The sequence below is a fragment of the Kineococcus deserti genome (assembly GCF_050871945.1).
GTDB lineage: Bacteria > Actinomycetota > Actinomycetes > Actinomycetales > Kineococcaceae > Kineococcus.
The window spans coordinates 42,908-65,481 of the sequence record NZ_JBJLSI010000017.1 but is presented as its reverse complement, the minus strand read 5'-3'; the positions used below and the strand labels follow the sequence as shown (position 1 = coordinate 65,481).

The 22,574-nt window shown below is 72.5% G+C and carries 20 protein-coding genes; 13 read left to right on the top strand and 7 right to left on the bottom strand.

Annotated elements, in window-relative coordinates; translation table 11 throughout:
- Nucleotides 1-106 precede the first annotated feature (106 nt).
- Nucleotides 107-823, bottom strand: a complete 717-nt coding sequence (locus ACRYR2_RS14300) for a PspA/IM30 family protein (RefSeq protein ID WP_432563546.1) — start codon at nt 821-823, stop codon at nt 107-109.
- A 110-nt stretch (nt 824-933) separates the two neighbouring features.
- Between ACRYR2_RS14300 and ACRYR2_RS14295 the strand changes: the two genes are divergently transcribed.
- Nucleotides 934-1,395 (top strand): PPOX class F420-dependent oxidoreductase, encoded by a 462-nt coding sequence (locus ACRYR2_RS14295; protein ID WP_432563545.1) that lies wholly within the window; start codon nt 934-936, stop codon nt 1,393-1,395.
- An 8-nt stretch (nt 1,396-1,403) separates the two neighbouring features.
- On the opposite strand, the gene ACRYR2_RS14290 is transcribed toward ACRYR2_RS14295, so the two are convergent.
- Nucleotides 1,404-2,429, bottom strand: coding sequence for a LacI family DNA-binding transcriptional regulator (locus ACRYR2_RS14290; RefSeq protein ID WP_432563544.1), 1,026 nt, complete (start codon nt 2,427-2,429; stop codon nt 1,404-1,406).
- A 315-nt stretch (nt 2,430-2,744) separates the two neighbouring features.
- Here ACRYR2_RS14290 and ACRYR2_RS14285 point away from each other — a divergent pair, with 315 nt between their 5' ends.
- From ACRYR2_RS14285 to ACRYR2_RS14265, 5 genes are all read left to right on the top strand, one after another.
- Entirely contained in the window at nt 2,745-4,271 is a 1,527-nt protein-coding gene (locus tag ACRYR2_RS14285) for an alpha-N-arabinofuranosidase (RefSeq protein ID WP_432563580.1), read from the top strand.
- 86 nt (nt 4,272-4,357) lie between these two features.
- A complete protein-coding gene (locus ACRYR2_RS14280) occupies nt 4,358-5,656 on the top strand; it encodes an ABC transporter substrate-binding protein (protein ID WP_432563579.1) in 1,299 nt (432 codons plus the stop codon).
- Nucleotides 5,656-6,606: a carbohydrate ABC transporter permease gene (locus tag ACRYR2_RS14275; protein WP_432563543.1), complete on the top strand. Its 951-nt coding sequence runs from the start codon at nt 5,656-5,658 to the stop codon at nt 6,604-6,606. The genes ACRYR2_RS14280 and ACRYR2_RS14275 overlap by 1 nt, the downstream gene beginning before the upstream one ends.
- Before the next feature lie 2 nt (nt 6,607-6,608).
- On the top strand, nt 6,609-7,502 hold the full coding sequence (locus ACRYR2_RS14270) for a carbohydrate ABC transporter permease (protein WP_432563542.1): 894 nt from the start codon (nt 6,609-6,611) through the stop codon (nt 7,500-7,502).
- A gap of 30 nt (nt 7,503-7,532) precedes the next feature.
- Entirely contained in the window at nt 7,533-8,402 is an 870-nt protein-coding gene (locus tag ACRYR2_RS14265; protein ID WP_432563541.1) for a phytanoyl-CoA dioxygenase family protein, read from the top strand.
- A gap of 31 nt (nt 8,403-8,433) precedes the next feature.
- On the opposite strand, the gene ACRYR2_RS14260 is transcribed toward ACRYR2_RS14265, so the two are convergent.
- The 4 genes from ACRYR2_RS14260 to ACRYR2_RS14245 are packed head-to-tail and all read right to left on the bottom strand — an operon-like array spanning nt 8,434 to nt 12,950.
- The gene (locus ACRYR2_RS14260) at nt 8,434-9,111 is read right to left on the bottom strand and encodes a class I SAM-dependent methyltransferase (RefSeq protein WP_432563540.1); all 678 of its coding nucleotides are present in this window, start codon (nt 9,109-9,111) and stop codon (nt 8,434-8,436) included.
- The gene (locus ACRYR2_RS14255) at nt 9,111-11,129 is read right to left on the bottom strand and encodes a TPM domain-containing protein (protein ID WP_432563539.1); all 2,019 of its coding nucleotides are present in this window, start codon (nt 11,127-11,129) and stop codon (nt 9,111-9,113) included. The genes ACRYR2_RS14260 and ACRYR2_RS14255 overlap by 1 nt, the downstream gene beginning before the upstream one ends.
- 22 nt (nt 11,130-11,151) lie before the next feature.
- Nucleotides 11,152-11,922, bottom strand: a complete 771-nt coding sequence (locus tag ACRYR2_RS14250) for an SDR family NAD(P)-dependent oxidoreductase (RefSeq protein ID WP_432563538.1) — start codon at nt 11,920-11,922, stop codon at nt 11,152-11,154.
- Entirely contained in the window at nt 11,919-12,950 is a 1,032-nt protein-coding gene (locus ACRYR2_RS14245; RefSeq protein ID WP_432563537.1) for an NAD(P)-dependent alcohol dehydrogenase, read from the bottom strand. Before ACRYR2_RS14245 ends, ACRYR2_RS14250 begins: the two co-directional genes overlap by 4 nt.
- 183 nt (nt 12,951-13,133) lie before the next feature.
- Here ACRYR2_RS14245 and ACRYR2_RS14240 point away from each other — a divergent pair, with 183 nt between their 5' ends.
- Together ACRYR2_RS14240 and ACRYR2_RS14235 are read left to right on the top strand one after the other, a co-directional pair.
- On the top strand, nt 13,134-13,826 hold the full coding sequence (locus tag ACRYR2_RS14240; RefSeq protein WP_432563536.1) for a GNAT family N-acetyltransferase: 693 nt from the start codon (nt 13,134-13,136) through the stop codon (nt 13,824-13,826).
- Nucleotides 13,827-13,987: 161 nt separating this feature from the next.
- Nucleotides 13,988-14,830, top strand: coding sequence for a hypothetical protein (locus ACRYR2_RS14235; protein WP_432563535.1), 843 nt, complete (start codon nt 13,988-13,990; stop codon nt 14,828-14,830).
- A 53-nt stretch (nt 14,831-14,883) separates the two neighbouring features.
- On the opposite strand, the gene pgi is transcribed toward ACRYR2_RS14235, so the two are convergent.
- Nucleotides 14,884-16,569 carry a glucose-6-phosphate isomerase gene (pgi, locus tag ACRYR2_RS14230; RefSeq protein ID WP_432563534.1) on the bottom strand — a complete coding sequence of 562 codons (1,686 nt, stop codon included), beginning with the start codon at nt 16,567-16,569 and terminating at the stop codon, nt 14,884-14,886.
- 72 nt (nt 16,570-16,641) lie between these two features.
- On the opposite strand from pgi, the gene ACRYR2_RS14225 reads away from it, so the two are divergent.
- The 5 genes from ACRYR2_RS14225 (at nt 16,642) to dapB (ending at nt 22,567) form a co-directional block, all read left to right on the top strand.
- Entirely contained in the window at nt 16,642-17,613 is a 972-nt protein-coding gene (locus ACRYR2_RS14225; protein WP_432563533.1) for a bifunctional riboflavin kinase/FAD synthetase, read from the top strand.
- Nucleotides 17,614-17,713: 100 nt separating this feature from the next.
- Nucleotides 17,714-17,983 carry a 30S ribosomal protein S15 gene (gene rpsO / locus ACRYR2_RS14220; protein WP_432563532.1) on the top strand — a complete coding sequence of 90 codons (270 nt, stop codon included), beginning with the start codon at nt 17,714-17,716 and terminating at the stop codon, nt 17,981-17,983.
- A gap of 216 nt (nt 17,984-18,199) precedes the next feature.
- The gene (locus ACRYR2_RS14215; protein ID WP_432563531.1) at nt 18,200-20,455 is read left to right on the top strand and encodes a polyribonucleotide nucleotidyltransferase; all 2,256 of its coding nucleotides are present in this window, start codon (nt 18,200-18,202) and stop codon (nt 20,453-20,455) included.
- Between the two features lies 1 nt (nt 20,456).
- The gene (locus tag ACRYR2_RS14210; protein WP_432563530.1) at nt 20,457-21,830 is read left to right on the top strand and encodes a M16 family metallopeptidase; all 1,374 of its coding nucleotides are present in this window, start codon (nt 20,457-20,459) and stop codon (nt 21,828-21,830) included.
- Nucleotides 21,827-22,567, top strand: coding sequence for a 4-hydroxy-tetrahydrodipicolinate reductase (gene dapB / locus ACRYR2_RS14205; RefSeq protein WP_432563529.1), 741 nt, complete (start codon nt 21,827-21,829; stop codon nt 22,565-22,567). The genes ACRYR2_RS14210 and dapB overlap by 4 nt, the downstream gene beginning before the upstream one ends.
- The last annotated feature ends 7 nt before the right edge of the window (nt 22,568-22,574 follow it).

The window sequence follows — 22,574 nt, the reverse complement described above, 5'->3', positions numbered from 1 at the left end:
CGCGCGCTCGCCGTCCGCTGCAGGTCGACGAACCGCCGTTGCGTGAATCTCCATCCGGTCTTCATGCCGAACGGTTCAAGTCGTTGCGCCCCGGAACGATTCCCGCTCAGCCCTGCGACTTCAACGCCGCCAGCCGGGCCTCGACGTCGAGGTCGGTCGCGGCGTCCTCCAGCGAGGCGAACTGCGCCTCGATCGAGTCGGCCTGCAGCTCGGCCTGCCCGGCGACCCGGGCCTCCTCGCGGCGGACCCGCTCCTCGAAGCGGTTCAGCTCGGAGGTGGGGTCGAGCACGTTGATCGACCCGATGGCGGACTGCACCTGCGCCTGGGCCTGCGCCGCCTTGGCGCGGGCGACCAGCTGGTCGCGCTTGGTCTTCAGGTCGGTCAGCTTCTCCTTCATGGCGGCCAGGCCGCTCTTGAGCTTGTCGACGACCTCGGTCTGCGCGGCGATCTGCGGGGCCGCGGCCGACACCTCCTGCTCGAAGGAGATCTGCCGCTTCAGCGCCACCTTCGCCAGCTCGTCGAACCGGTCGGCCTCGGCGTTCTGCCCGGCCGCGCGCAGGCTGTCGGCCTTGGCCGAGGCCGCCGCGGCCTTGCTGCCCCACTCCTTCACCGCCGCGACGTCGTCGTCGCGGTCGGCCTCGGCCAGGCGCAGGTTGCCGATGGTCTGCGCGATGGCCGCCTCGGCCTCGCGGATGTTGTTCGTGTAGTCGCGGACCATCTGGTCCAGCATCTTCTCGGGGTCCTCGGCCGCGTCCAGCAGCGCGTTGACGTTGGCGCGGGCCAACTGCGCGATGCGTCCCAGGATCGTCTGCTTCTCCGCCACCGGAGTCCTCCGCTCTCTCGCCCTCTTGGCCCGTGATCCTGCCGCACCCGCCGGGCGACGGCCCGCCCGCCTGTTGACCTCGCCGCCGCCGGCCCGCAGGCTACGCAAGCGTGGACCGGGAACAGCGAGTGCTGCACCTGCTGGGCGAGGCGCGCTACGTGCAGCTGACCACCTTCCGCCGCGACGGGCGAGGGGTGCCCACGCCGGTCTGGGTCGTGCGTGAGGGCGACGAACTGCTGGCCTTCACCGGTGCCCACTCCGGCAAGGTCAAGCGTCTGCGCCGCGACGACCACGTGCTGCTCGTGCCGTGCTCGGCCCTCGGCCGCCCGCTGGGGCGCCCCGTCGACGCCCGCGCCCGACTGCTGCCCGCCTCCGAGGGGCCGCGCGTGGAGGCGGCGGTGCGCGGCAAGTACGGCCGGCAGGTGACCGGTGCGCTGCTGGTGGAGCACCTTTCGCAGCGGATGAGGAAGCAGACGGACCGGCGGCGGCTGCGCGACGTCCCCGCAGCCGTGCAGGAGCGCGCCTACCTCGCCGTGCGGCTCGAGCCGTCGGCGGGCGGGACGGCAGGCTGACGCCCGGGTCAGGATCCCGGTCGTGACGTCGATTCCCGCTCGAGGAGCCGGAAGCCGACGGTGACGTCCTGCGGTGTGGCGGCCGGGGTGGCGATGCGGCGACCCAGCAGCCGGACGGTCTCCCCGACGAGGGCCTCCAGGTCGGGGGCGATCGAGGACAGCGAGGGGATGTGGAAGCGGGCGTCCTCGACGTCGTCGAACCCGACGACCAGGACGTCGTCGGGCACCCGCACCCCGTGGTCGGCCAGACCGCGCACGAGCCCGAAGGCCAGCGTGTCGGTGACGCAGAAGACGCCGTCGGGCCGGTCGGGCAGGGCCAGCAGTTCCTGCGCGCACCGGGCACCGGCGGCCTGGGTGACGCCGCCGTACACGCCGACGGCCTGCACGCCGTGCTCACGGGCCACCCGGAAGAAACCCTCGGCGCGCAGCGTGAAGGCGGCTCCGCCCTCCGGCAGGGCGCCGTTCCTCAACTCCTCCGGCGCCGGGGAGCCCACGATCGCGAGCCGACGGCAGCCGCGCCGCACCAGCAGCCGGGTGGCCGCCTCGGCTCCCTCCACGTTGGGCATGCTCACGTGGTCGACGGTCTGGTGCAGTTCCTGTTCGCCCAGCACGACGACCGGCACCTCGCGGCTGAGGGCGTTGATCTCCCGTTCCGTCAGACCCAGCGCCGCGATGACCAGGCCGTCGTAGGCGTTGAGCCGGGAGTCGCGGAAGGCGGCCAGTTCGCCCTCGCGGCTGGCGTGGGTCTCCTCGACCACGGTCGCCAGCCCGGCGCGGGAGAAGGCCTGCACGAGCCGGTGGCCGAGCTGGCTGTAGTAGTGGCTGTCCAGCGTGGGCACCGCGATGCCCACGACGCCCGTACGACCCTGGCGCAGGCTGCGCGCGGCCACGTTGACCTGGTAGCCGAGGCGCTCGACGGTCTCCATGACCAGTTGCCGGGTCCGGTCGCTGACCGGGCGCCGGCCGGTGAGGGCGTTGGACACCGTCATGGTCGAAACTCCGGCCTCCGCCGCCACGTCGCGCATGGTGACCATCGCGAGTCCTCTCCTCCTTCGTGGCGTCCGGTGCTGCGGCCGTCGCCCGGTGCTGCGGTGCCGCACGGCAGAACTTACCGCCGCCGCCGCGCGAGGAGCCTTGACAGGCCGTGGGAGGAACTCCACTATATCGATATACACCGCCGGCTGGCGGTCACCGAAGGTGGTGGCCGCAGGCCCGGCCGCAGAACTTCGACCGCCGAGCGCGGGGCGCGGACGCCCACGCGCCGGCGTCCCACCCACCGACCCGGAGGATCCGTGCTCATCGACGACGAACGGACGGCACCGGCGGCGGGCGCCGCGCCCGGGACGGCGCTGCGCGTGCAGGCCGTCCTGGAGGCGGACCTGCCCGGCCCGCGCATCAACCGCCACCTGTACGGGCACTTCGCCGAGCACCTCGGCCGTTGCGTCTACGGCGGTTTCTGGGTGGGGGAGGACTCGCCCGTGCCGAACGAGGGCGGCATCCGCCTGGACGTCGTGGACGCGTTGCGCGCCCTGGACATCCCCAACCTGCGCTGGCCCGGCGGTTGCTTCGCCGACACCTACCACTGGCGCGACGGCGTGGGCCCGCGCGAGGACCGCCCCACCATGGTGAACTCCCACTGGGGTGACGTCGTGGAGGACAACTCCTTCGGAACCCACGAGTTCATGGCGCTGTGCCAGCTGCTCGGCGCGGACCCCTACGTGTCGGCCAACGTCGGTTCCGGAACCGTGCGTGAGGCCGCCGAGTGGATCGAGTACCTCACCCGCGCCGACGACTCCCCGATGGCCCGGCTGCGCCGCAGCCACGGCCGCGACGAACCGTGGAGCGTGCCGTTCTGGGGACTGGGCAACGAACCCTGGGGCTGCGGCGGTGGCATGGGTTCGGGCGCCTACGCCGAACTCGCCCGGCAGTTCGGCACCTACAGCCTGGACCACGGCGACAACCAGCTGTACCGGATCGCCGCCGGCGCCGCCGACGCCGACTACCGCTGGACCGAGGTCCTCATGCAGAACCTCGGCCGGTACCTGGGTGCCGGTGCGGTGACCGGGCACGGGAAGAACACCTACCAGGCGATCTCCTTCCACCACTACACGATCGTCGGGCCCACCTGGGAGAACAAGGGCTCGGCCACCGACTTCGACGTCGAGGAGTACTACCGCACGGTGGCCGAGGCCGCGCGCATCGAGCGGATCATCGCCGGGCACGCCGCCGTCATGGATGCCTACGACCCCGGCAAGGAGGTCGGTCTGGTGCTGGACGAGTGGGGCACCTGGTTCGACGTCGAACCCGGCACGAACCCCGGTTTCCTGTTCCAGCAGAACACGATGCGCGACGCGTTGGTCGCCGGTGTCCACTTCGACGCCTTCCACCGCCACGCCGACCGCCTCGTCATGGCGAACATCGCCCAGACGGTCAACGTCCTGCAGGCGATGCTGCTCACCGACGGTGAGGAACTCGTCCTGACCCCCAGCTACCACGTGTTCGCGATGAACAAGGGCCACCACGACGCGGCCTCGCTGCCGCTGACCCTGCGCGGTCCGGCGCCGACCCGCCGCGTCGGGGACGAGGACCTCGAACTGTTCTCCGCCTCGGCCAGCACCAAGGACGGCCGGGTCCTGGTCTCGCTGACCAACCTGGACGCCGAACTGCCGGCCGAGGTCGAGCTCGACGTCCGCGGGGTCGAGGCCGGTGCCCCCGTCGGCCGGTTGCTGACGGCCGAGAAGCTCACCGACCACAACACCGCCGCCAGCACCCCGGTGCAGGTGCGCGACCTCGAGGACGTCCGGTTCGACGGCGGCACGCTGCGCGTGACGCTGCCCGCCCACAGCTTCGCCACCGTGAGCTTCCCCACCGCCTGAGGTCGCACCGCACGCCTGCCGGACCCGCACCACCGCAGCACACCCGTCACCACGACTCCCCAAGGGAGGGGACCCCCGTGAAGAACATGCTCTCGGCCCAGCTGTCCACCCCGCTGTCCCGCCGCCGCGCGCTGGCCCTGTCGGCCCTGGCCGGCGGAGCCGCCCTGACCGCCGCGGCCTGCTCCTCGGGCAGCTCCAGCGGCTCCGGAGACCCGAACACCTTCGAGTTCTGGTCCTTCACCGGCATCAACCAGAAGGACTCCGTCGAGGAGTACAAGACGCTGGCGCCCGACGTCACCGTCAAGCTCACCGAGGTCGGCAACGCGCAGGAGACCGCGCAGGGGCTGACCACCGCCCTGGCCGGCGGCAAGGTGCCCGACCTGGTGCTCATCCAGGCCGGCGACCTGCCCAAGTTCATGAAGAACCCCGGCAACTTCGTCGACCTCACCACCCTGGGGGCCGACGACATCCAGGACGACTACGTGGACTGGGTGATGGCGCAGGCCACCGCGAAGTCCGGGGAGGTCATCGGCATCCCCACCGACGTCGGCGGCATGGGCGTGGCCTACCGCACCGACCTCATGGCCGCCGCCGGGCTGCCGACCGACCGCGACGAGGTCAGCGCGCTGTGGCCGACGTGGGACGACTTCATCGCCACCGGCCAGCGCTACACCCAGGCGACCGGCAACGCGTTCATCGACAACGCCGCCACGACCGTCTTCCTGCAGGCCGTCTCGCAGGGGGAGGAGCAGTACTACTCCGCCGACGGCGACGTGGTCTACGACACCAACCCCGTCGTCCGCGAGTCCTTCGACCTCGGGCTGAAGGCCATCGCCGCCGGCATCACCGCCAAGCTGGAGAGCTTCACCGACGGCTGGAACGCCGGCATGGCCAAGGGCGCGTTCGCCGCCGTGGCCGCACCGTCGTGGATGCTCGGCTCCATCCGCTCCGCGGCCCCGGACACCGAGGGCAAGTGGGACATCGCCGTCATCCCCGGCGGCAGCGGCAACTGGGGCGGCAGCTACCTGGCCATCCCGGCGCGCGCGGCCAACCCGCAGGCGGCGTGGAAGTACATCACGACGATGCAGTCCCCCGAGCAGCAGCTGCAGCACTTCATCGACGCCGGGTCGCTGCCCACCACCCCGGTCAACTACGACAAGCCGGAACTGGTGGACCACACCGACCCGTTCTTCAGCGGCGCCCCCACCGGCAGGATCTTCACCCAGGCCGTGCTGGGCCTGGAACCCTTCGTCAACGGCGAGTACAACACCGAGATCAGCACCGAGCTGCTCAACGCCCTCAACGGCGTCGAGGGGGACGGCGCTCCGGCCGACGCCGCGTGGGACACCGCCACGAAGAACATCAAGACCGCGATCGGCGCCTGATGAGCGCCACGCTGACCCCCGGGACGCTGCGGCCGGTCAAGCCGGCCACCGCGACCCGGCCGGTGGAGAAGCGCTGGGAGCGGCTGGCTCCCTACGGGTACGTGGCGCCCTTCTACGTCCTGTTCCTCGTCTTCGGCCTCTTCCCGCTGCTGTTCACCTTCTACGTCGCGCTGTTCGACTGGAACCCGATCGGCGACAAGACGTTCGTCGGGCTGGAGAACTTCCGCCAGCTGGGGGAGGACCCGCGCTTCTGGAACGCGCTGCGCAACACCTTCAGCATCTGGATCATCTCCACCGTCCCGCAGCTGCTCATCGCGCTGGTCCTGGCGCAGGTGCTCAACAACGCCTTCCTGCGCCTGGCCAACTTCTTCCGCATGGCCATGCTGCTGCCGTACATCACCTCGGTCGCGGCGACGGCCATCGTCTTCGCCCAGCTGTTCAACCGCGACTACGGCCTGCTGAACTGGTTCCTGGAGCTGCTGGGCTTCGAGCACGTCGACTTCATGTCCAGCGCCGTCGGCAGCCACGTGCTCATCTCGGCCATGGTCATCTGGCGCTGGTTCGGCTACAACACGCTGCTGTACCTGGCCTCGCTGCAGGCCGTCCCCCGGGACCTGTACGAGGCGGCCGCGGTGGACGGGGCCGGTCCCGTCAAGCAGTTCTTCAACATCACCCTGCCGTCGCTGCGCCCGGTGATCGTCTTCACCGTCATCATGTCCACCATCGGCGGCCTGCAGATCTTCACCGAGCCGCTGCTGCTGTCCAACGGCACGCTGACCTGCGGCACGGCCCGCCAGTGCCAGACCCTCTCGCTGTTCCTCTTCGAGCAGGGTTTCGGCTCGTTCAAGTTCGGATACGGCTCGGCCATCGGCGTGGCGCTGTTCGCCATCATCGTGGTCGTGGCGTTCGTCAACTTCCTGCTCTCGAGCCGTCTGGGGAAGAAGGGCTGACCATGGCCACCACCACCGGTCCCCGGCAGCGGGGCGACCTGCGGCCGCGCACCCCCCGGACCCGCCGCCGGCGGGGCATCGTCCGGGTGCGCTGGTACACCTACCTCGTCCTCGCCCTGGCCGCGGCGGCGTGCATCTTCCCGGTCTACTGGATGTTCGTCGTCTCCTCCGTCGGTTCCGAGGCGGCCACCCAGCTGCCACCACGGGTGGTCCCGGGCGGCAACTTCCTCGACCTGCTGCGGCTGGTGTTCGAGACGGTGCCGTTCGTGCGGTCGCTGGTCAACAGCTTCATCGTCGCCGCCCTCATCGCCGTCGGGCAGGCGTTCCTGTGCTCGCTGGCCGGTTTCGCCTTCGCGAAGATGACCTTCCGCGGCCGCGACGTGCTGTTCCTCGTCCTGGTGCTGACCATGACGGTCCCGGCGCAGCTGGCCGTCATCCCGCAGTACATGGTCATCTCGAACCTGGGCTGGGTCGACACCCTGCAGGCCCTCGTCGTGCCCGGCCTGGTCAGCGCGTTCGGCATCTTCTGGATGCGCCAGCACATCAGCGCCACCATCAGCGACGAACTGCTGCAGGCGGCGCGGATGGACGGCGCCAACTCCTGGCAGATCTTCGCCCGCATCGCCTTCCCCGTCGTCCGGCCGGCGGCCGCCGTCCTGGGGCTGCTCGGGTTCGTCAACGCCTGGAACGACTTCCTGTGGCCCTTCATCGTCCTGAAGTCCCCCGACATGTACACCGCACAGATCGCCATCAAGGCCCTGCAGTCCAACATCTCCGTCGACCTCGGCCTGGCCATGGCCGGCTCCTTCCTGGTCACCATCCCGCTGCTCGTGCTGTTCGCCTTCTTCGGCAAGCAGATGGTCTCCGGGATCATGGACGGCGCCTTCAAGGGCTGAGAAGCCACCCCCACACCGCGAGGACACCCGATGACCACCACCGAACCCCTCACCGAGGCCCAGGTCGAGCACTTCCTGGACAAGGGCTACGTCGTCCTGGAGAACTGCTTCGACGCCGAGCAGGCCGCGCCGATCGTCGACCGCGCCTGGCAGCGCCTGGGCGTCGACCGCGACGACCCCACCACCTGGGACCGCCCCCGCGTCCACCTGCCCTCCGTCGAGCACGTGGACGCCGAGCAGTTCGCCCCGACCGCCTTCCACGCCGCCTGCCAGCTGCTCGGCGGACGCGAACGCATCGAGGAACCCTGGCAGTGGAGCGACGGCATCATCGCCAACCTCGGCGTCGGCGCCGACCGCCCCTTCGAGGAACCGTCGGCGCAGGTCGGCGGCTGGCACAAGGACGGCGACTTCTTCCGCCACTTCCTGGACTCCCCCGAGCAGGGGCTGCTCACGATCGTCCTGTGGACCGACGTGCACTCCCGGGGCGGTGGCACCTTCGTGGCCACCGACTCCGTCGGCGTCGTCGCCCGGTTCCTCGCCGATCGCCCCGAGGGCGTCCTGCCCGACGAACTGCAGCAGACCCGCCTCGTCGAGCAGTGCCGGCGGTTCGAGGAACTCACCGGCAAGCAGGGTGACGTGGTGCTCATGCACCCGTTCGTGCTGCACGCGACCTCCCAGAACGTGCTGCGCGCCCAGCGCCTCATCACCAACCCGCCGATCACGCTGCGCGAACCCCTCGACTTCGACCGCGCCGACCCCGCGCAGTCCTCCCCGGTGGAACGCGCGGTCCTGCGCGGACTGGGCGTGGAGCGCCTCGCCTTCCGGCCCACCGCCCCCCGTGAGGCCGTCGTGCCGGCACGGCTGCGCGCGCGGCAGGACGCGGCGGAGGCGGCGCGCTGATCGCAGACGGGGGAGCGCGGCGCGTCGCTCGTCACCCCGCGGCGACGTCCTTGCGCAACTCCCACAACCCGTACTGCACGACGTAGGAGTACTCCTCGTGCCGCCAGGCCGGGACGAACCGGTACGACCACGGCGACAACCCCGCGGCCGTGATCGCCGCCAGTTGCGCGGTGGCGTCGTAGGCGTGCATGTCGATCCCCGGCAGGCCGTCGTCGGAGAAGGCCCGCCGGGACCGTCCCGCACCGGCCTCCCGGTCCTCCACGACCCCGACCAGCAGCCGCGCCCCGGGGGCGCAGGCGCCGGCGAGGTTCCTCAGCGTTCCGGGCAGGTCGCGGCAGAACTCCAGGCACCCCACGGCGACGACGACGTCGAAGCTGTCCCAGTCCGCCGGCAACGGGTCGTGGAAGTCGTGCTGGACGTAGCGGCCCCCCGGCCGGGCTGCGCTCGCGGCCGCGAGCATCCCCGGCGACAGGTCGATGCCCGTCACCGACACGTCCGGGGCGAGGTTCCTCGTCAGCTGTCCCGGCCCGCAGCCCACGTCGAGCACCCGGCACTCGGGCGTCGTGGCGCGCAGCAGGAAGTCGGCCACCAGGGGGCCGTAGTGCTCCAGGGAACGCCAGCCCGGCACGTAGTGCGGGGCGAAGTCGTCGTAGTAGAGGCCGATCGCCTCGGTCTCCTCCAGCCCGTTCCCGTCGGCTCCCGCGCCCATCAGAACCGCCCGCCCGCGCCGCGCCGCCCGCCACCGGAACGGCGTCCACCGCCGGAGGAGCGCCGGGGTCCACCCGACGACCGCGAGCGACCACCGGACGAGCCGCCGCCGAAGCCGCCGCCGAAGCCGCCGCCGAAGCCGCCCCCGAACCCGCCGCCGAAGCCGCCCCCGAACCCGCCGGGCCGTCGGTACGACGGACCCCCGCCGCCGCGCAGGATCCCGCCGAGCACCGAACCCAGGTCGGGGTCGGCGCTCGTGGTGGTGCTGCGCCAGGAACTCACGTCGGCCTGGGCTCGGGCGTTCGCGCGCTCGGCCAGCGCGTCGGCCTGCCGCGCGTGCTCCAGCGCCGCGGCCGGATCCCGGCCGGCCAGACCCACCGCCTGCTCCAGGTGACGTTGCGCCTCGGCCAGCGCCGTGCGGGCGGCGGGTCCGACGGCGCCGCGGCGCATCGAGACGAAGTCGTCGGCGGCGGAGATCTCCGCCCGCGCCGCCACCAGCGCCTGGTCCAGGGCGGCCACGGCCGACCGGCGGACCTCGACGGCCTCCTCGACCGCGTCGCGCGCCGCGTCCAGCGCCCGCTCGGCCTCGAGCAGCCGGTGCATCGCGCCCAGCGGGTCGGTGCCGGCCTGGGACCCGGCCGACTCCGCGACGGTGCGGGCCGCGGCCGCGGCGGTCGTGAACTGCGCGGTGGGGACCCCGTCGGCGCCGGCGACCGGGGTGTTCGCGGACGCCTGCAGACGGGCGATCGCCACCGGGACCTCCTGGACGGCACGGCGCAGGTCCGCCTCGGTCCGCCCGACCCCTGCCAGCAGCTGCTCGGCCTGCGCCGCAGCGGCCTCGGCGGTCCGCACCGCGTCGACCACCTCACCGGACCGGCTCGCGTCGGCCAGTGCCTCCCGGGCGGCCGCCACCGACCGTTCCGCCGTGCCGATCCGGTCGGCGGCCTCGTCGACGGAATCGGTCACCGACGCCAGCGCCGTCGCGCCGAACTCCCCGCGCAGCACCGACAGCTGGGCCCGCGCGGGTTCCAGCTGCGCCCGCAACCCCGGCAGCCTCGGCGCCAGCGCGTCCAGGATCCCCGGAGCCCGGCGCACCAGGTCCCGCAGTCCGTCGACGGCGTCGGAGGCCTCCTCCAGCGTGCCGCCCGTCGTGCGGCACGAGGCGATGACGTCGGCGAGGACCTGCCGACGCTGTTCCTCGGTCTCGGGCTGGTCGTCGTCGAGGGACTGGCGCGCGGTGAACGCCTGCGTCAGCGCGGTCCGCGCCCGCTCCAGGACGACCGCGAACTCCGCTGTCCGCTCGGTGCCGAACTCCGCGGCGGCGAACTGCAGTTCCTGACCCGCCGACCGCACGGCGTCGTCGGCCTGCACCAGCAACCCGTCGGCGAGCTCGCGCAGTTCCTCCGTCGGTGTGCCCGCGAACTCCGGCGTCGGGCCGGTGACCTCCGGCCGCGAACGGCGCCGGCGCACCAGCGCCACCACCGCGATGACCGCGACACCGGCCGCGAACAGGCCGCCGACCACCCACCACACGCGTGACGAGGAGCCGGACAGCTGCCCGTCGATGGACTCGGCGCCCGCGACGGCCGCCCCGGCCCAGTCGCCCTCGGCCAGCTCGGCCTCGGTGTCCCGCGCGACCTCGGCCACGGCGGAGTCGTCGAGGCGGAAGTCCTCGTCGACCGAGTAGGCGTACTCGCCCTGACCCGTGGCGACCGCGAGCAGCACGTCGTCGACGCCCAGTCCCGACGTCGTCGCCGTCGCGTCCGCCCACGACTGCCCGTCCTGTCCGTCGAAGGAGTCGACGTACACGACCCACAACTGCACACCGGTGCCGGTGCGCAGGTCCTCCAGGGCCGCCGTCACCCGCTGCTCCTCCCCGTCCAGGGCGCCGACCTGGTCGGTGACCTGACCGTCCACCCGGAACGGCGGGACGGCGCTCGCCGCCCCGGCCAGGCCCACGGCCGGGGCCAGGAGGACGGCGCCGGCCAGGGCGAGGGCGGTCAGTCGCGTTCGCAGCACGCAGGCAGTCTCTCGCGCGAGCTCAGAACAGCGTGTAGCCCCCGTCCGTCACCACGACCGCGCCGGTGGAGAAGCTCGAGGCCTCCGAGGCCAGGTAGACCACGGTCGCGGCGATCTCCTCGGGGGAGGCGTAGCGCTGCATGGGGGCGTCCTCGATCCACATCCGCCGGAACTCCGGCCGGTCCACGGGCGCCATCTCGGTCTTGACGTAGCCCGGCGCGACGGCGTTGACCCGGATCCCCAGCGGCGCCCACTCCGCGGCCAGCGACTTCGTCAGCTGGTGCACCGCGGCCTTGGAGGCGTTGTAGACCGGCTGCAGCTGCGGGCGGTTGACGATCGAGGCGCTGATCGAGCCGATGTTGACGATGCTGCCGCCGCCGTGGCCGGCCATCCACCGCGCCGCCACCGTGCTGGGCAGCCAGACGCCCTTGAGGTTGGTGGTGATGACGTCGTCGTACTCCTCGTCGCTCACCTCCAGCGCCGGCCGGTGCACGCACGTCCCGGCGTTGTTGACCAGGACGTCGAACCGGCCGAACTCCCCGGTGATCCGCTCGACGGCGGCCTCGACCTCGGCGCGGGAGGTGACGTCCAGGCGCAGGCCCAGCGTCCTGCGCCCCGTCGCGGCGGCGATCTCCCCGGCCGCCTGCACCGACTTCGCCTCGTCCCGCGCGCCGACCACGACGTCGGCGCCGGCCTCGGCCAGGGCCTGCGCGAACGCCCGGCCCAGACCCCGGTAGCCACCGGTGACGAGGGCGACCTTCCCCTCGAGGGAGAACTTCGCCAGGACGCTCACGCGGGGTTCACCACGACGACGGCCTTCATGCTCAGCGGGTCGGAGTCGGCGTTCAGCGCGTCCTCGACCTGCTCCAGCGGGTACCGGGCGGTGACCATGTCGTCCAGGTGCACCGCACCGGAGGCGGTCAGCGCGATGCCGCGCGGCCAGGTGTCGATGTACCGGAACACCCCGGTCACGGTGATCTCGCGGGTGGCGATCAGCTGCACCGGCAGCGGCATCTCCTCCGCGCCCAGCCCGACGAGGACGACGGTCCCGCCGCCGCGGGTCGAGCCGATGCCCGACAGCACCGCGGGGGTGGCGCCGGAGCAGTCGATGAACGCGTCGGCGCGCAACGCGGCCAGCTCGTCGGCGTCCTGCACCGGGTGCAGGGCGCGGGTCGCGCCGAAGGACGTGATCCGCTCGCGGCGGGAGTCGACGAAGTCGGTGACGACCACGTCGGTGGCGCCGCGGGCGCGGACGGCCTGCGCGCACATGGCCCCGATCGGGCCGGCGCCGGCGATGAGGACCTGGTCGCCCGGGCCGACGTCGGCCTTGTGCGCGGCCCACAACCCGACGCTGAGCGGTTCGAGCAGCGCGGCGGCCTCGTCGGACAGGCTGTCCGGCACCGGGTGCACCTGGTGCTCGGGTGCGGTGACGTAGTCGCAGAACGTCCCGTCGAAGGGTGGGGTGGCGTAGAACTCCATGAACGGGCACAGGTTGGACCGGCCGTTCTTGCACTGCCGGCACGTCCCGCACGGCACCTGCGGGTCGATCGCCACGCGCTGTCCGACGCGGTCCTCGGCCACGCCGCGGCCCACGCCGACGACGGTGCCGGACACCTCGTGGCCCAGGACGATCGGCGCGGTGACGACCATGTCGCCGATGCGGCCGTGCTTGTAGTAGTGCACGTCGGACCCGCACACGCCCACCGACGCCACCCGGACCAGCACCTCGCCGTCGCCGGGGGTGGGGACGGGGCGTTCCTGCATCTCGATGACGCCCTGCTTCAGCAGGACGCTGGCGCGCATGGTGGTCGGGACGGTCATCGGTGACTCCTTCGGACGGGGTGGCGCTCGTCGGTGCGGTGCCAAGAGTGCCCGACGCCCGCAGGCGCGTGCACCCGCCTCCCACCGGCAGCGGTGGCGGGAGGCGCGGCGGAGGGTCTGACGGGCCCCGGCAGGTACCTGCCACGGCGTGAACCCGCGCCCGCACCGGCCCGTTCGCCGGTCATGGACCTCCTGCAACGGCACGTCCGGCCGCTGGCCCTCACCGACGTGACCGCGACCGCGGAACTGCACGCGCGGTGCCTGCGGCAGGGTTTGTTCCCGCGCTTGGGACCGGAGTTCCTGGCGCGCTGGCACGCGACGTTCACCGACACCGACAGCGCGTGGGCGGCCGTGTGCGTGGACGACCGCGGCGACCAGCGGAGCACCGTCGTCGGCTACGTCCTGGTGTCCGTGGACCCGCCGCGGCACCGCCGGCACGCGATGGTCGTGCACCGGGGACCGCTGGTGCGCGCGGCGTCGCGGGGGATGGCGCGGCGGCCGCACGTGGCGTTCTTCTTCGTGCGGACACGGTTGGTGCGCTACGGGCGCCGGGCGCTGCGGACCTGGATCGGGAAGCGGACGCCGGCGCCCCGCGCCCGTTCCGGCGCACCGGCCGTGCTGCAGGCCCTGGTCACCGACGAACGGCACCGCCACGAGGGTGTCGCGACCGAACTGCTCGGCCGGGCGCTGCAGGAGATCTCCCGGCGCGGTGTCCGGGAGGTGGTGCTGCTCACCCAGGAGCAGGAGGCCGTCGCCCTCTACGAGCGGTTCGGGTTCGAGACGACGGGAGTGCGCGTGCGCGACGGTGCGGAGTGGACGCACATGCGCCGGGGTGGCGACGAGCGGGCGGGCGGGCTCGCGGGCGCGCCGCGGTGACGCGGCCGGTCGGCCGCCGTCGCCTCCTCGCAGCGCTCGGGGCGCTCGCCGTGCCCGCCACCGGGTGCACGCGCTCCCCGCCGCCGCCACCGGCGACGACCTCGGCGACCCCCTCGGCGACGACCACGGTCACGACGCCGGCGCCGTCACCGTCCGTGCGGATGTCCGTGCCCCCCGGGCTCCCCGTTCCGGTGGACTGGGCACCGTCGCCGCAGGAGGTCGAACCCGAGTGCAAGCTCGCGGCGGTGCAGGCCGTCACGGCGGCCCTGACCGTCCCTCCCGACGCCTCCTCGTCCCTGCCCCGGCCGCTCGCGCCGCTGGCGCGCCTGCTCCCGGCGGCCGGACCCACGGCGGTGCAGGTCCTGTACCCGCAGTACGGCGGTCTGTCCCGCGACCGCCGCCGCGCCTGCGTGGTGCTCACGGTCGACCTGTGGTCGTCGACCCCGACGGCGTTGCGGCGCGAGGGCTCCACGCTCGACGTCCGGCTGCAGCGGGACGGGCGGTGGCGCGACGGGCGGTGGCGGGTGGTCGAGGTGCTCGTCCCGGACGCGGTGCGCTCGGTGCAGCCGGTCCCCGCGCCGGCCGCGGCGGTGCTGCAGAACCCGCGGATCGCGATGCCGGCCCTGGCGCGGCTGGACGTCGCCGGGGGTCTGGTCGACGACCGGGTGCTGACCCTGCTCACGGCGCTGTCGGCCCGCTGGGAACTGTCGGTGCAGGTCTTCGCCGCCGGCCACCCGTGGGACGTGTTCGAGACCGGCCGGCCCTCGAACCACACCCTGGGCCGGGCCGTGGACCTGCACGCCCTGGACGGCGTCCCGGTCGTCGACCAGGACGTCGCGGGCCCCGCCCCCTGGCGCGAGCTCGCCCTGGCCGCCGAGGAACTCGGCTCCGACGAGATCGGCGGTCCGGACCGCGCCCGGCGACGCCGTCCGTTCTTCACCGACGACGTCCACCGGGACCACGTGCACCTCGGGTTCGAGTTCCCGGCTCACCCGGGCCTGTGAACGGGTGCGTCCGGGTCCACGGCACCGGTGCCGGCGCCGTGGACCCGCGGACGTCAGTTCCTGCGGTTCTCCAGGTAGTACCTGATCAGCGAACCCGTCGACGGGTCCTGCGCCTCCAGCGCCGCGCTGTCACCGGTCAGCGCGGGCGCGATCTCTAGCGCCAGCTTCTTGCCCAGTTCCACACCCCACTGGTCGAAGCTGTCGATGCCCCAGACCGCGCCCTCGACGAACGTGACGTGCTCGTACAGCGCGATGAGCTGGCCGAGCACGGACGGCGTCAGTTCCGGCGCCATGATCGAGGTGGTCGGGCGGTTGCCGGAGAACACCCGCGCCGAGACGATCTCCTCGGCCGTGCCCTCGGCGCGGACCTCCTCGGCGGACTTGCCGAACGCCAGCGCCTTGGTCTGGGCGAAGAAGTTCGCCATGAACAGGGCGTGCACGTCGGCGTCCCCGTCCACCAGCGGGTGCGCCGGGGTGGCGAAGGCGATGAAGTCGGCCGGGATGATCCGGGTTCCCTGGTGGATCAGCTGGTAGAACGCGTGCTGGCCGTTGGTGCCGGGCTCGCCCCAGAACACCTCGCCGGTGTCGGTGGTGACGGCCTCGCCGTCGTAGCGCACCGACTTGCCGTTCGACTCCATGGTCAGCTGCTGCAGGTAGGCCGCGAACCGGTGCAGGTACTGCGAGTACGGCAGCACCGCGTGGGTGTGGGCGCCGAGGAAGTTCACGTACCAGACGTTGAGCAGACCCATGAGCAGCGGGACGTTCCGCTCCGGCTCGGCGGTGCGGAAGTGCTCGTCGACGGCGTGGAACCCGGCGAGGAACTCGCGGAAGTTCTCCGGCCCGATCGCCACCGCCAGGGAGGTGCCGATGGCGGAGTCGACCGAGTAGCGGCCCCCCACCCAGTCCCAGAACCCGAACGCGTTGGCCGGGTCGATCCCGAACGCCGACACCTTGTCCAGCGCCGTCGACACGGCGACGAAGTGCTTGGCGACGGCGTCCCGACGGGCCTCGTCGTCGTCGGCCAGGACGCCGGCCCCGGACAGCCGCGACCACAGCCAGGCGCGCGCCAGCCGGGCGTTGGTCAGCGTCTCCAGCGTGCCGAACGTCTTGGAGGCGACGATGAACAGCGTCGTCTCCGGGTCGAGGTCCTTGGTCGTCTCGGCGACGTCGGTGGGGTCGATGTTGGAGATGAACCGGCACTCCAGCCCGGCCTGCGCGTACGGCTTGAGCGCCTCGTAGGCCATCACCGGACCGAGGTCGGAACCGCCGATGCCGATGTTGACGACGTGGGTGATCGCCTTGCCGGTGACGCCCTTCCACTCGCCGCTGCGGACGGCCTGCGCGAAGGCGAAGACCTTGTCCAGCTCGCGCTGCACGTCCGCGTCGACGTCCTGGTCGTCGACGGTCAGGGCCGGGGTCGCGCCCTTGGGCCGGCGCAGCGCGGTGTGCAGCACGGCGCGGTCCTCGGTGACGTTGATGTGCTCGCCGGCGAACATCGCGTCGCGACGGGCCAGGACGCCGGTCTGCTCGGCCAGCTGCAGCAGCAGCCCGACGGTGTCCGACGTCACGAGGTTCTTGGACAGGTCCACGAACAGGTCGGCGGCGGTGAAGCTCAGCCGCGTGGCGCGCTGGGCGTCGGCGGCGAACCAGCCCGCCAGGTCGGGGGTGGTGGAGGCCTGGTGCTCGGTCAGCGACGCCCAGGCCTCGGTGGTGGTCGGGTCGACGGGTCCTGTGGTCATGGGCAAGACGCTAGTGCGCGCGCGGTCGGGCCGCGTTCGGGGTGCGCGGGCAGCTGCTGGCACAGTGTTCCCGTGCAGCGGTGGGAAGACCTGTCAGACGTCGAACCCGGGTTCGGCCCCTCGGTCGTCACCATCGGCAACTTCGACGGCGTGCACCGCGGGCACGCGGCCGTGCTCGGCGAGGTCGTCGGCCTGGCCCGCTCCCGCGGCCTGCGCTCGGTGGCGGTGACCTTCGACCCGCACCCGCTGCAGGTCCTGCACCCCGAGCGGGCCCCGGGCCTGCTGACCGGCCTGGAGCGCCGGCTGGACCTGCTCGCCGCGACCGGCCTGGACGCCGTGCTCGTCATGCCGTTCACCCGCGAGCTGGCCGACTGGAGCCCCGAGCGCTTCGTCGAGGACGTCTTCGTCACCGGGCTGGGAGCCCAGGTCGTCGTCGTCGGTCACGACGTGCGGTTCGGCCGGGGCAACGCGGGGGACCTGTCCACGATGCAGGAGCTGGGGGACCGGCTGGGCTTCGAGGTCGTCGTGCTGCAGGACCTGGGGGACGAGGGACGCGTGGTGCACCGCTGGAGCTCGACGGCCGTGCGCGAGGCGCTGGCCGACGGCGACGTCCAGCGGGCCGCCGAGATGCTCGGGCACCCGCACCGGGTCACCTCGACGATCGTGCACGGCGACCACCGCGGCCGGGAGCTGGGCTACCCCACCGCGAACCTGGACACCGCGCACGCGCAGGGCCTGGTCCCGGCCGACGGCGTCTACGCCGGCTGGCTGACCCGGCCCTCGGGACAGCGGCTGGCCGCGGCGGTGTCCATCGGGACCAACCCGACCTTCGACGGCCAGCGCCGCCAGCTGGAGGCGTACTGCCTGCCGGGCCAGCCCGGCGTGGGGCCGGAGCTGGACCTGTACGGCGAACGCGTCGACCTCGACTTCGTCGCCCACCTGCGACCCACGCTGCGCTTCGAGGGCATCGAGGTGCTCGTGCAGCAGATGGAGCGCGACGTCGCCCGGTGCCGCGAGCTGCTGCTCGGTGAAGCCGCGCACTGACCGCTGGTAGTCTGGTCGTCGCCGTTCGATCGGCCGCGGACCCAGAGCGCCCGGGTGGATCAGCCCCGAGGCACCGCGCAACGAGTGCAAGGAGAGACGAGTGCCCCTCGACGCCGCAGTGAAGAAGCAGATCATGGCCGAGTACGCCACCAGCGAGGGCGACACCGGCTCGCCGGAGGTCCAGGTCGCGATGCTGACCCAGCGCATCCGCGACCTGACGGAGCACCTGAAGACGCACCAGCACGACCACCACAGCCGCCGCGGGCTGCTGCTGCTGGTCGGCCAGCGCCGCAACCTGCTGAAGTACATGGCCAAGAAGGACATCAACCGCTACCGCTCGATCATCGAGCGGCTCGGCATCCGCCGCTGACCCTGGCGTCAGGCGGGCAGCAGGGGCGGTCCCGCGACACGGGACCGCCCCTGCTGCGCATTCCGGCCGCACTCGCGGCAGACTCCTGAGGGACCCGCAGCGTTTCACCGGTCCTCGGTAGTGGCCTCCGGAGGTTCTCCTCCGTGGGTCTCGATCGAAGGCCGGGGCGCGCGGGTCCACACCCACCCGTTCCGACACCCGGAGGAGGAACCCCCCTTGGAGGGTCCCGAGATCACCGCCGCCGAAGCCGTCCTCGACAACGGCTCGTTCGGCACCCGCACCGTCCGCTTCGAGACCGGCCGCCTCGCCAAGCAGGCCGCCGGTTCCGCGAGCGTCTACCTCGACGGCGAGACGTTCCTGCTGAGCGCCACGACCGCCGGCAAGACGCCGAAGGACCAGTTCGACTTCTTCCCGCTGACGATCGACGTCGAAGAGCGCAGCTACGCCGCCGGCAAGATCCCCGGCTCGTTCTTCCGTCGTGAGGGCCGTCCCTCGACCGAGGCGATCCTGGCCTGCCGCCTCATCGACCGCCCGCTGCGCCCCAGCTTCGTCAAGGGCCTGCGCAACGAGGTCCAGGTCGTCGTGTCCGTCATGGCCATCCACCCCGACGACGCCTACGACGTCGTGGCCATCAACGCCGCCTCGATGTCGACCCAGCTGTCGGGTCTGCCGTTCTCCGGCCCGATCGGTGGCGTGCGCGTCGCGCTCATCGACGGCCAGTGGGTCGCCTTCCCGCGCTACTCCGAGGTCGAGCGCGCCGTCTTCGACATGGTCGTCGCCGGCCGTGTCGTGACCGCCGCGGACGGCTCCGAGGACGTCGCGATCATGATGGTCGAGGCCGAGGCCACCGAGGGTTCCTGGACGCTCATCAAGGAGCAGGGCGCCACCGCCCCGACCGAGGAGATCGTCGCGCAGGGCCTGGAGGCCGCCAAGCCGCACATCGCCAAGCTCGTCAAGGCGCAGGCCGAGGTCGCCGCCAAGGCCGCCAAGCCGACCGCGGACTTCCCGCTGTTCCCCGACTACGCCGACGACGCCTACCAGGCCGTCTTCGACGCCGCCGCGACCGAGCTGGCCGCCGCGCTGGCCATCGGCGGCAAGCAGGAGCGCGAGACCCGGATCGACGAGATCAAGGACCGCGTCAAGGGCGAGCTGGCCGAGGCGTTCGCGGGCCGCGAGAAGGAGGTCTCCGCGGCCTACCGCTCGGTGCAGAAGCAGCTGGTCCGCCAGCGCATCCTCAAGGACAAGGTCCGCATCGACGGCCGCGGGCTGGCCGACATCCGGACGCTGTCCGCCGAGGTCGAGGTCCTGCCCCGCGTGCACGGTTCGGCGCTGTTCGAGCGCGGCGAGACCCAGATCCTGGGTGTCACCACGCTGAACATGCTGCGCATGGAGCAGCAGCTGGACACGCTGTCGCCGGTGACGCGCAAGCGCTACATGCACAACTACAACTTCCCGCCGTACTCGACCGGTGAGACCGGCCGCGTGGGTTCGCCCAAGCGCCGCGAGATCGGTCACGGCGCCCTGGCCGAGCGCGCGCTCGTCCCGGTCCTGCCGGCCCGCGAGGAGTTCCCCTACGCGATCCGCCAGGTCTCCGAGGCGCTGGGCTCCAACGGCTCCACCTCGATGGGCTCGGTCTGCGCCTCGACGCTGTCGCTGCTCAACGCCGGTGTCCCGCTGCGCGCCCCCGTGGCCGGCATCGCCATGGGCCTGGTGTCGGACACCGTCGACGGTGAGACCCAGTACGCGGCGCTGACCGACATCCTGGGCGCCGAGGACGCCTTCGGCGACATGGACTTCAAGGTCGCCGGCACCAAGGAGTTCGTCACCGCGATCCAGCTCGACACCAAGCTCGACGGGATCCCGGCCTCGGTCCTGGCCGGTGCGCTGACCCAGGCCCGCGACGCGCGCCTGTACATCCTGGACGTCATGGCCGAGGCCATCGACACCCCGGACGAGATGTCGCCGACCGCGCCGCGCATCATCACCGTCAAGGTCCCCGTGGACAAGATCGGCGAGGTCATCGGGCCCAAGGGCAAGATGATCAACCAGATCCAGGAGGACACCGGCGCCGACATCTCCATCGAGGACGACGGCACGGTGTTCATCGGGGCCGTCGACGGCCCCTCGGCGGAGGCGGCCCGCGCAGCGGTCAACGCCATCGCCAACCCGACGATGCCCGAGGTCGGCGAGCGCTACCTCGGCACCGTCGTCAAGACGACGACCTTCGGCGCGTTCGTCTCGCTGCTGCCCGGCAAGGACGGCCTGCTGCACATCTCGCAGCTGCGCAAGCTCTCCGGCGGCAAGCGCGTCGACAACGTCGAGGACGTCGTCTCGGTGGGCCAGAAGGTCCAGGTCGAGATCGCCGAGATCGACCCGCGCGGCAAGCTGTCGCTCGTCCCCGTGGTCGCCGAGGAGGCTTCCGAGGAAGCCGCCGAGGGCACCGAGACGGGCACCGAGACGGCCGACGCCTGACGTGACGTCCAACCTCCCCGGGAACCCCGTCGAGCTGCCGACCACGGCAGCCGGCGGGGTTCCCGCTACCACCGTCCTGTCCGTCGCCGACGGGGCCGTCGTCAAGCGCACGGTCCTGCCCTGCGGCGCACGTGTCCTGACCGAGGCGATGCCCGGTCAGCGGTCGGCCAGCGTCGGCTGCTGGGTGGGCGTCGGCTCGCGCGACGAGACCAGCGGCCACTTCGGCTCCACGCACTTCCTCGAGCACCTGCTGTTCAAGGGCACCGAACGTCGCGACGCGATGGACATCGCCTCGGCCTTCGACGCCGTCGGCGGTGAGGCGAACGCCGCGACCGGCAAGGAGCACACGACGTACTACGCGCGCGTGCTCGACGCCGACCTGCCGATGGCCATCGACGTCGTCACCGACATGGTCACCTCCGCCGTCCTGGACGACGACGACTTCACCAGCGAACGCGAGGTCATCCTCGAGGAGCTGGCGATGAACGACGACGACCCCGGCGACGTCGCGCACGAGAAGTTCGCCGAGCTCGTCCTGGGCCGGCACCCGCTGGCCCGGCCGATCGGCGGCACCCCGGAGACCATCCGGGCCGTGGGCCGCGACGACGTGTGGGCGCACTACCGTGAGCACTACCAGCCCTCCTCGCTGGTGTTCACCGCCGCCGGTGGCCTCGACCACGACGAGGTCGTCGCCACGGTGCAGCGCGAACTCGACCGCGCCGCCGGCGACCTGGGCGAGGCCGCGCCGCGGCCGCGGCGGGTCAGCGGGCAGGTCGAGGGCGGGCTGGAACGGGGCCGGGCGCTGGTGGTGGACCGCCAGACCGAGCAGGCGCACGTCCTGCTGGGGATGACCGGCATCACCGCGACCGACGACCGCCGCTTCACCCTGTCGGTGCTCAACGCCGTCCTGGGCGGGGGGATGAGTTCGCGGCTGTTCCAGGAGGTCCGCGAGAAGCGCGGTCTGGCGTACTCGGTGTACTCGTTCAACGCCAACTACGCCGACTCCGGCTACGTCGGGCTGTACGCGGGCTGCTCGCCGGCCAAGGCCGGGCAGGTCGCCGACCTCATGCTCGCCGAACTGGCGGGCCTCGCCAAGACGCCGCTGGAGGCCGACGAGCTGGGACGCGGCGTCGGGCAGCTGTCCGGCGGGCTCGTGCTGGGCCTGGAGGACTCCGGCTCGCGCATGAACCGCCTCGGCAAGTCCGAGCTGACCCATGGGCAGTTCCTCGACGTCGACGCCGTGCTGGCCCGGATCCGCGCGGTCACGGCCGAGCAGGTGCAGGAGATGGCGGCCGACCTGCTGGCCCGTCCGCGGTCGGTGACGGTCGTGGGACCGTTCGCCGACGACTCCGCCTTCGCCGGGGTCGTGCAGTGACGATCCGGGTCTCCGTCGCGGGGGCGAGGGGACGCATGGGTTCCCTCGCCGTCGCCGCGGTGCAGGCCGCCGAGGACCTGGACCTGGTCGCGGCGCTGGGGCGGGGCGACGACCTCGCCGCGGCGGGTGGTTCCGACGTGTTCGTCGACCTCACCGTGCCCGACCAGGTCATGGGCAACGTCGAGTGGGCGCTGGCGCAGGGGATGCACGTCGTCACCGGCACCACGGGGTTCACCCCCGAGCGCGTCGCGCAGGTGCGGGAGTGGGCCGCGGCGGCGGACCGCAACGTCCTCATCGCGACGAACTTCGGCATCGGGGCCGTGCTGGTCATGCAGCTGGCCGCCAAGGCCGCGAAGTTCTTCGAGTCCGTCGAGGTCGTCGAACTGCACCACCCGGGCAAGGTCGACGCGCCGAGCGGCTCGGCCATCCGCACCGCCCAGCTCGTCGCCGCGGCCCGCGCTCAGGCCGGGCTGGGCCCCTCGCCGGACGCCACGACCACCGAACTGCCCGGGGCGCGCGGAGCCGTCGTCGACGGGATCCACGTGCACGCCGTGCGGATGCGCGGGATGACCGCGCACCAGGAGGTCGTCCTGGGCGGGCCGGGGGAGACGCTGACCATCCGCGACGACACCTACGACCGGGCCGCCTACATGCCCGGTCTGCTCGTGGGGGTGCGGCAGGTCGCCTCCCGCCCGGGCGTGACCGTGGGGCTCGAGCACTACCTCGACCTGGGCTGAGCGGGCG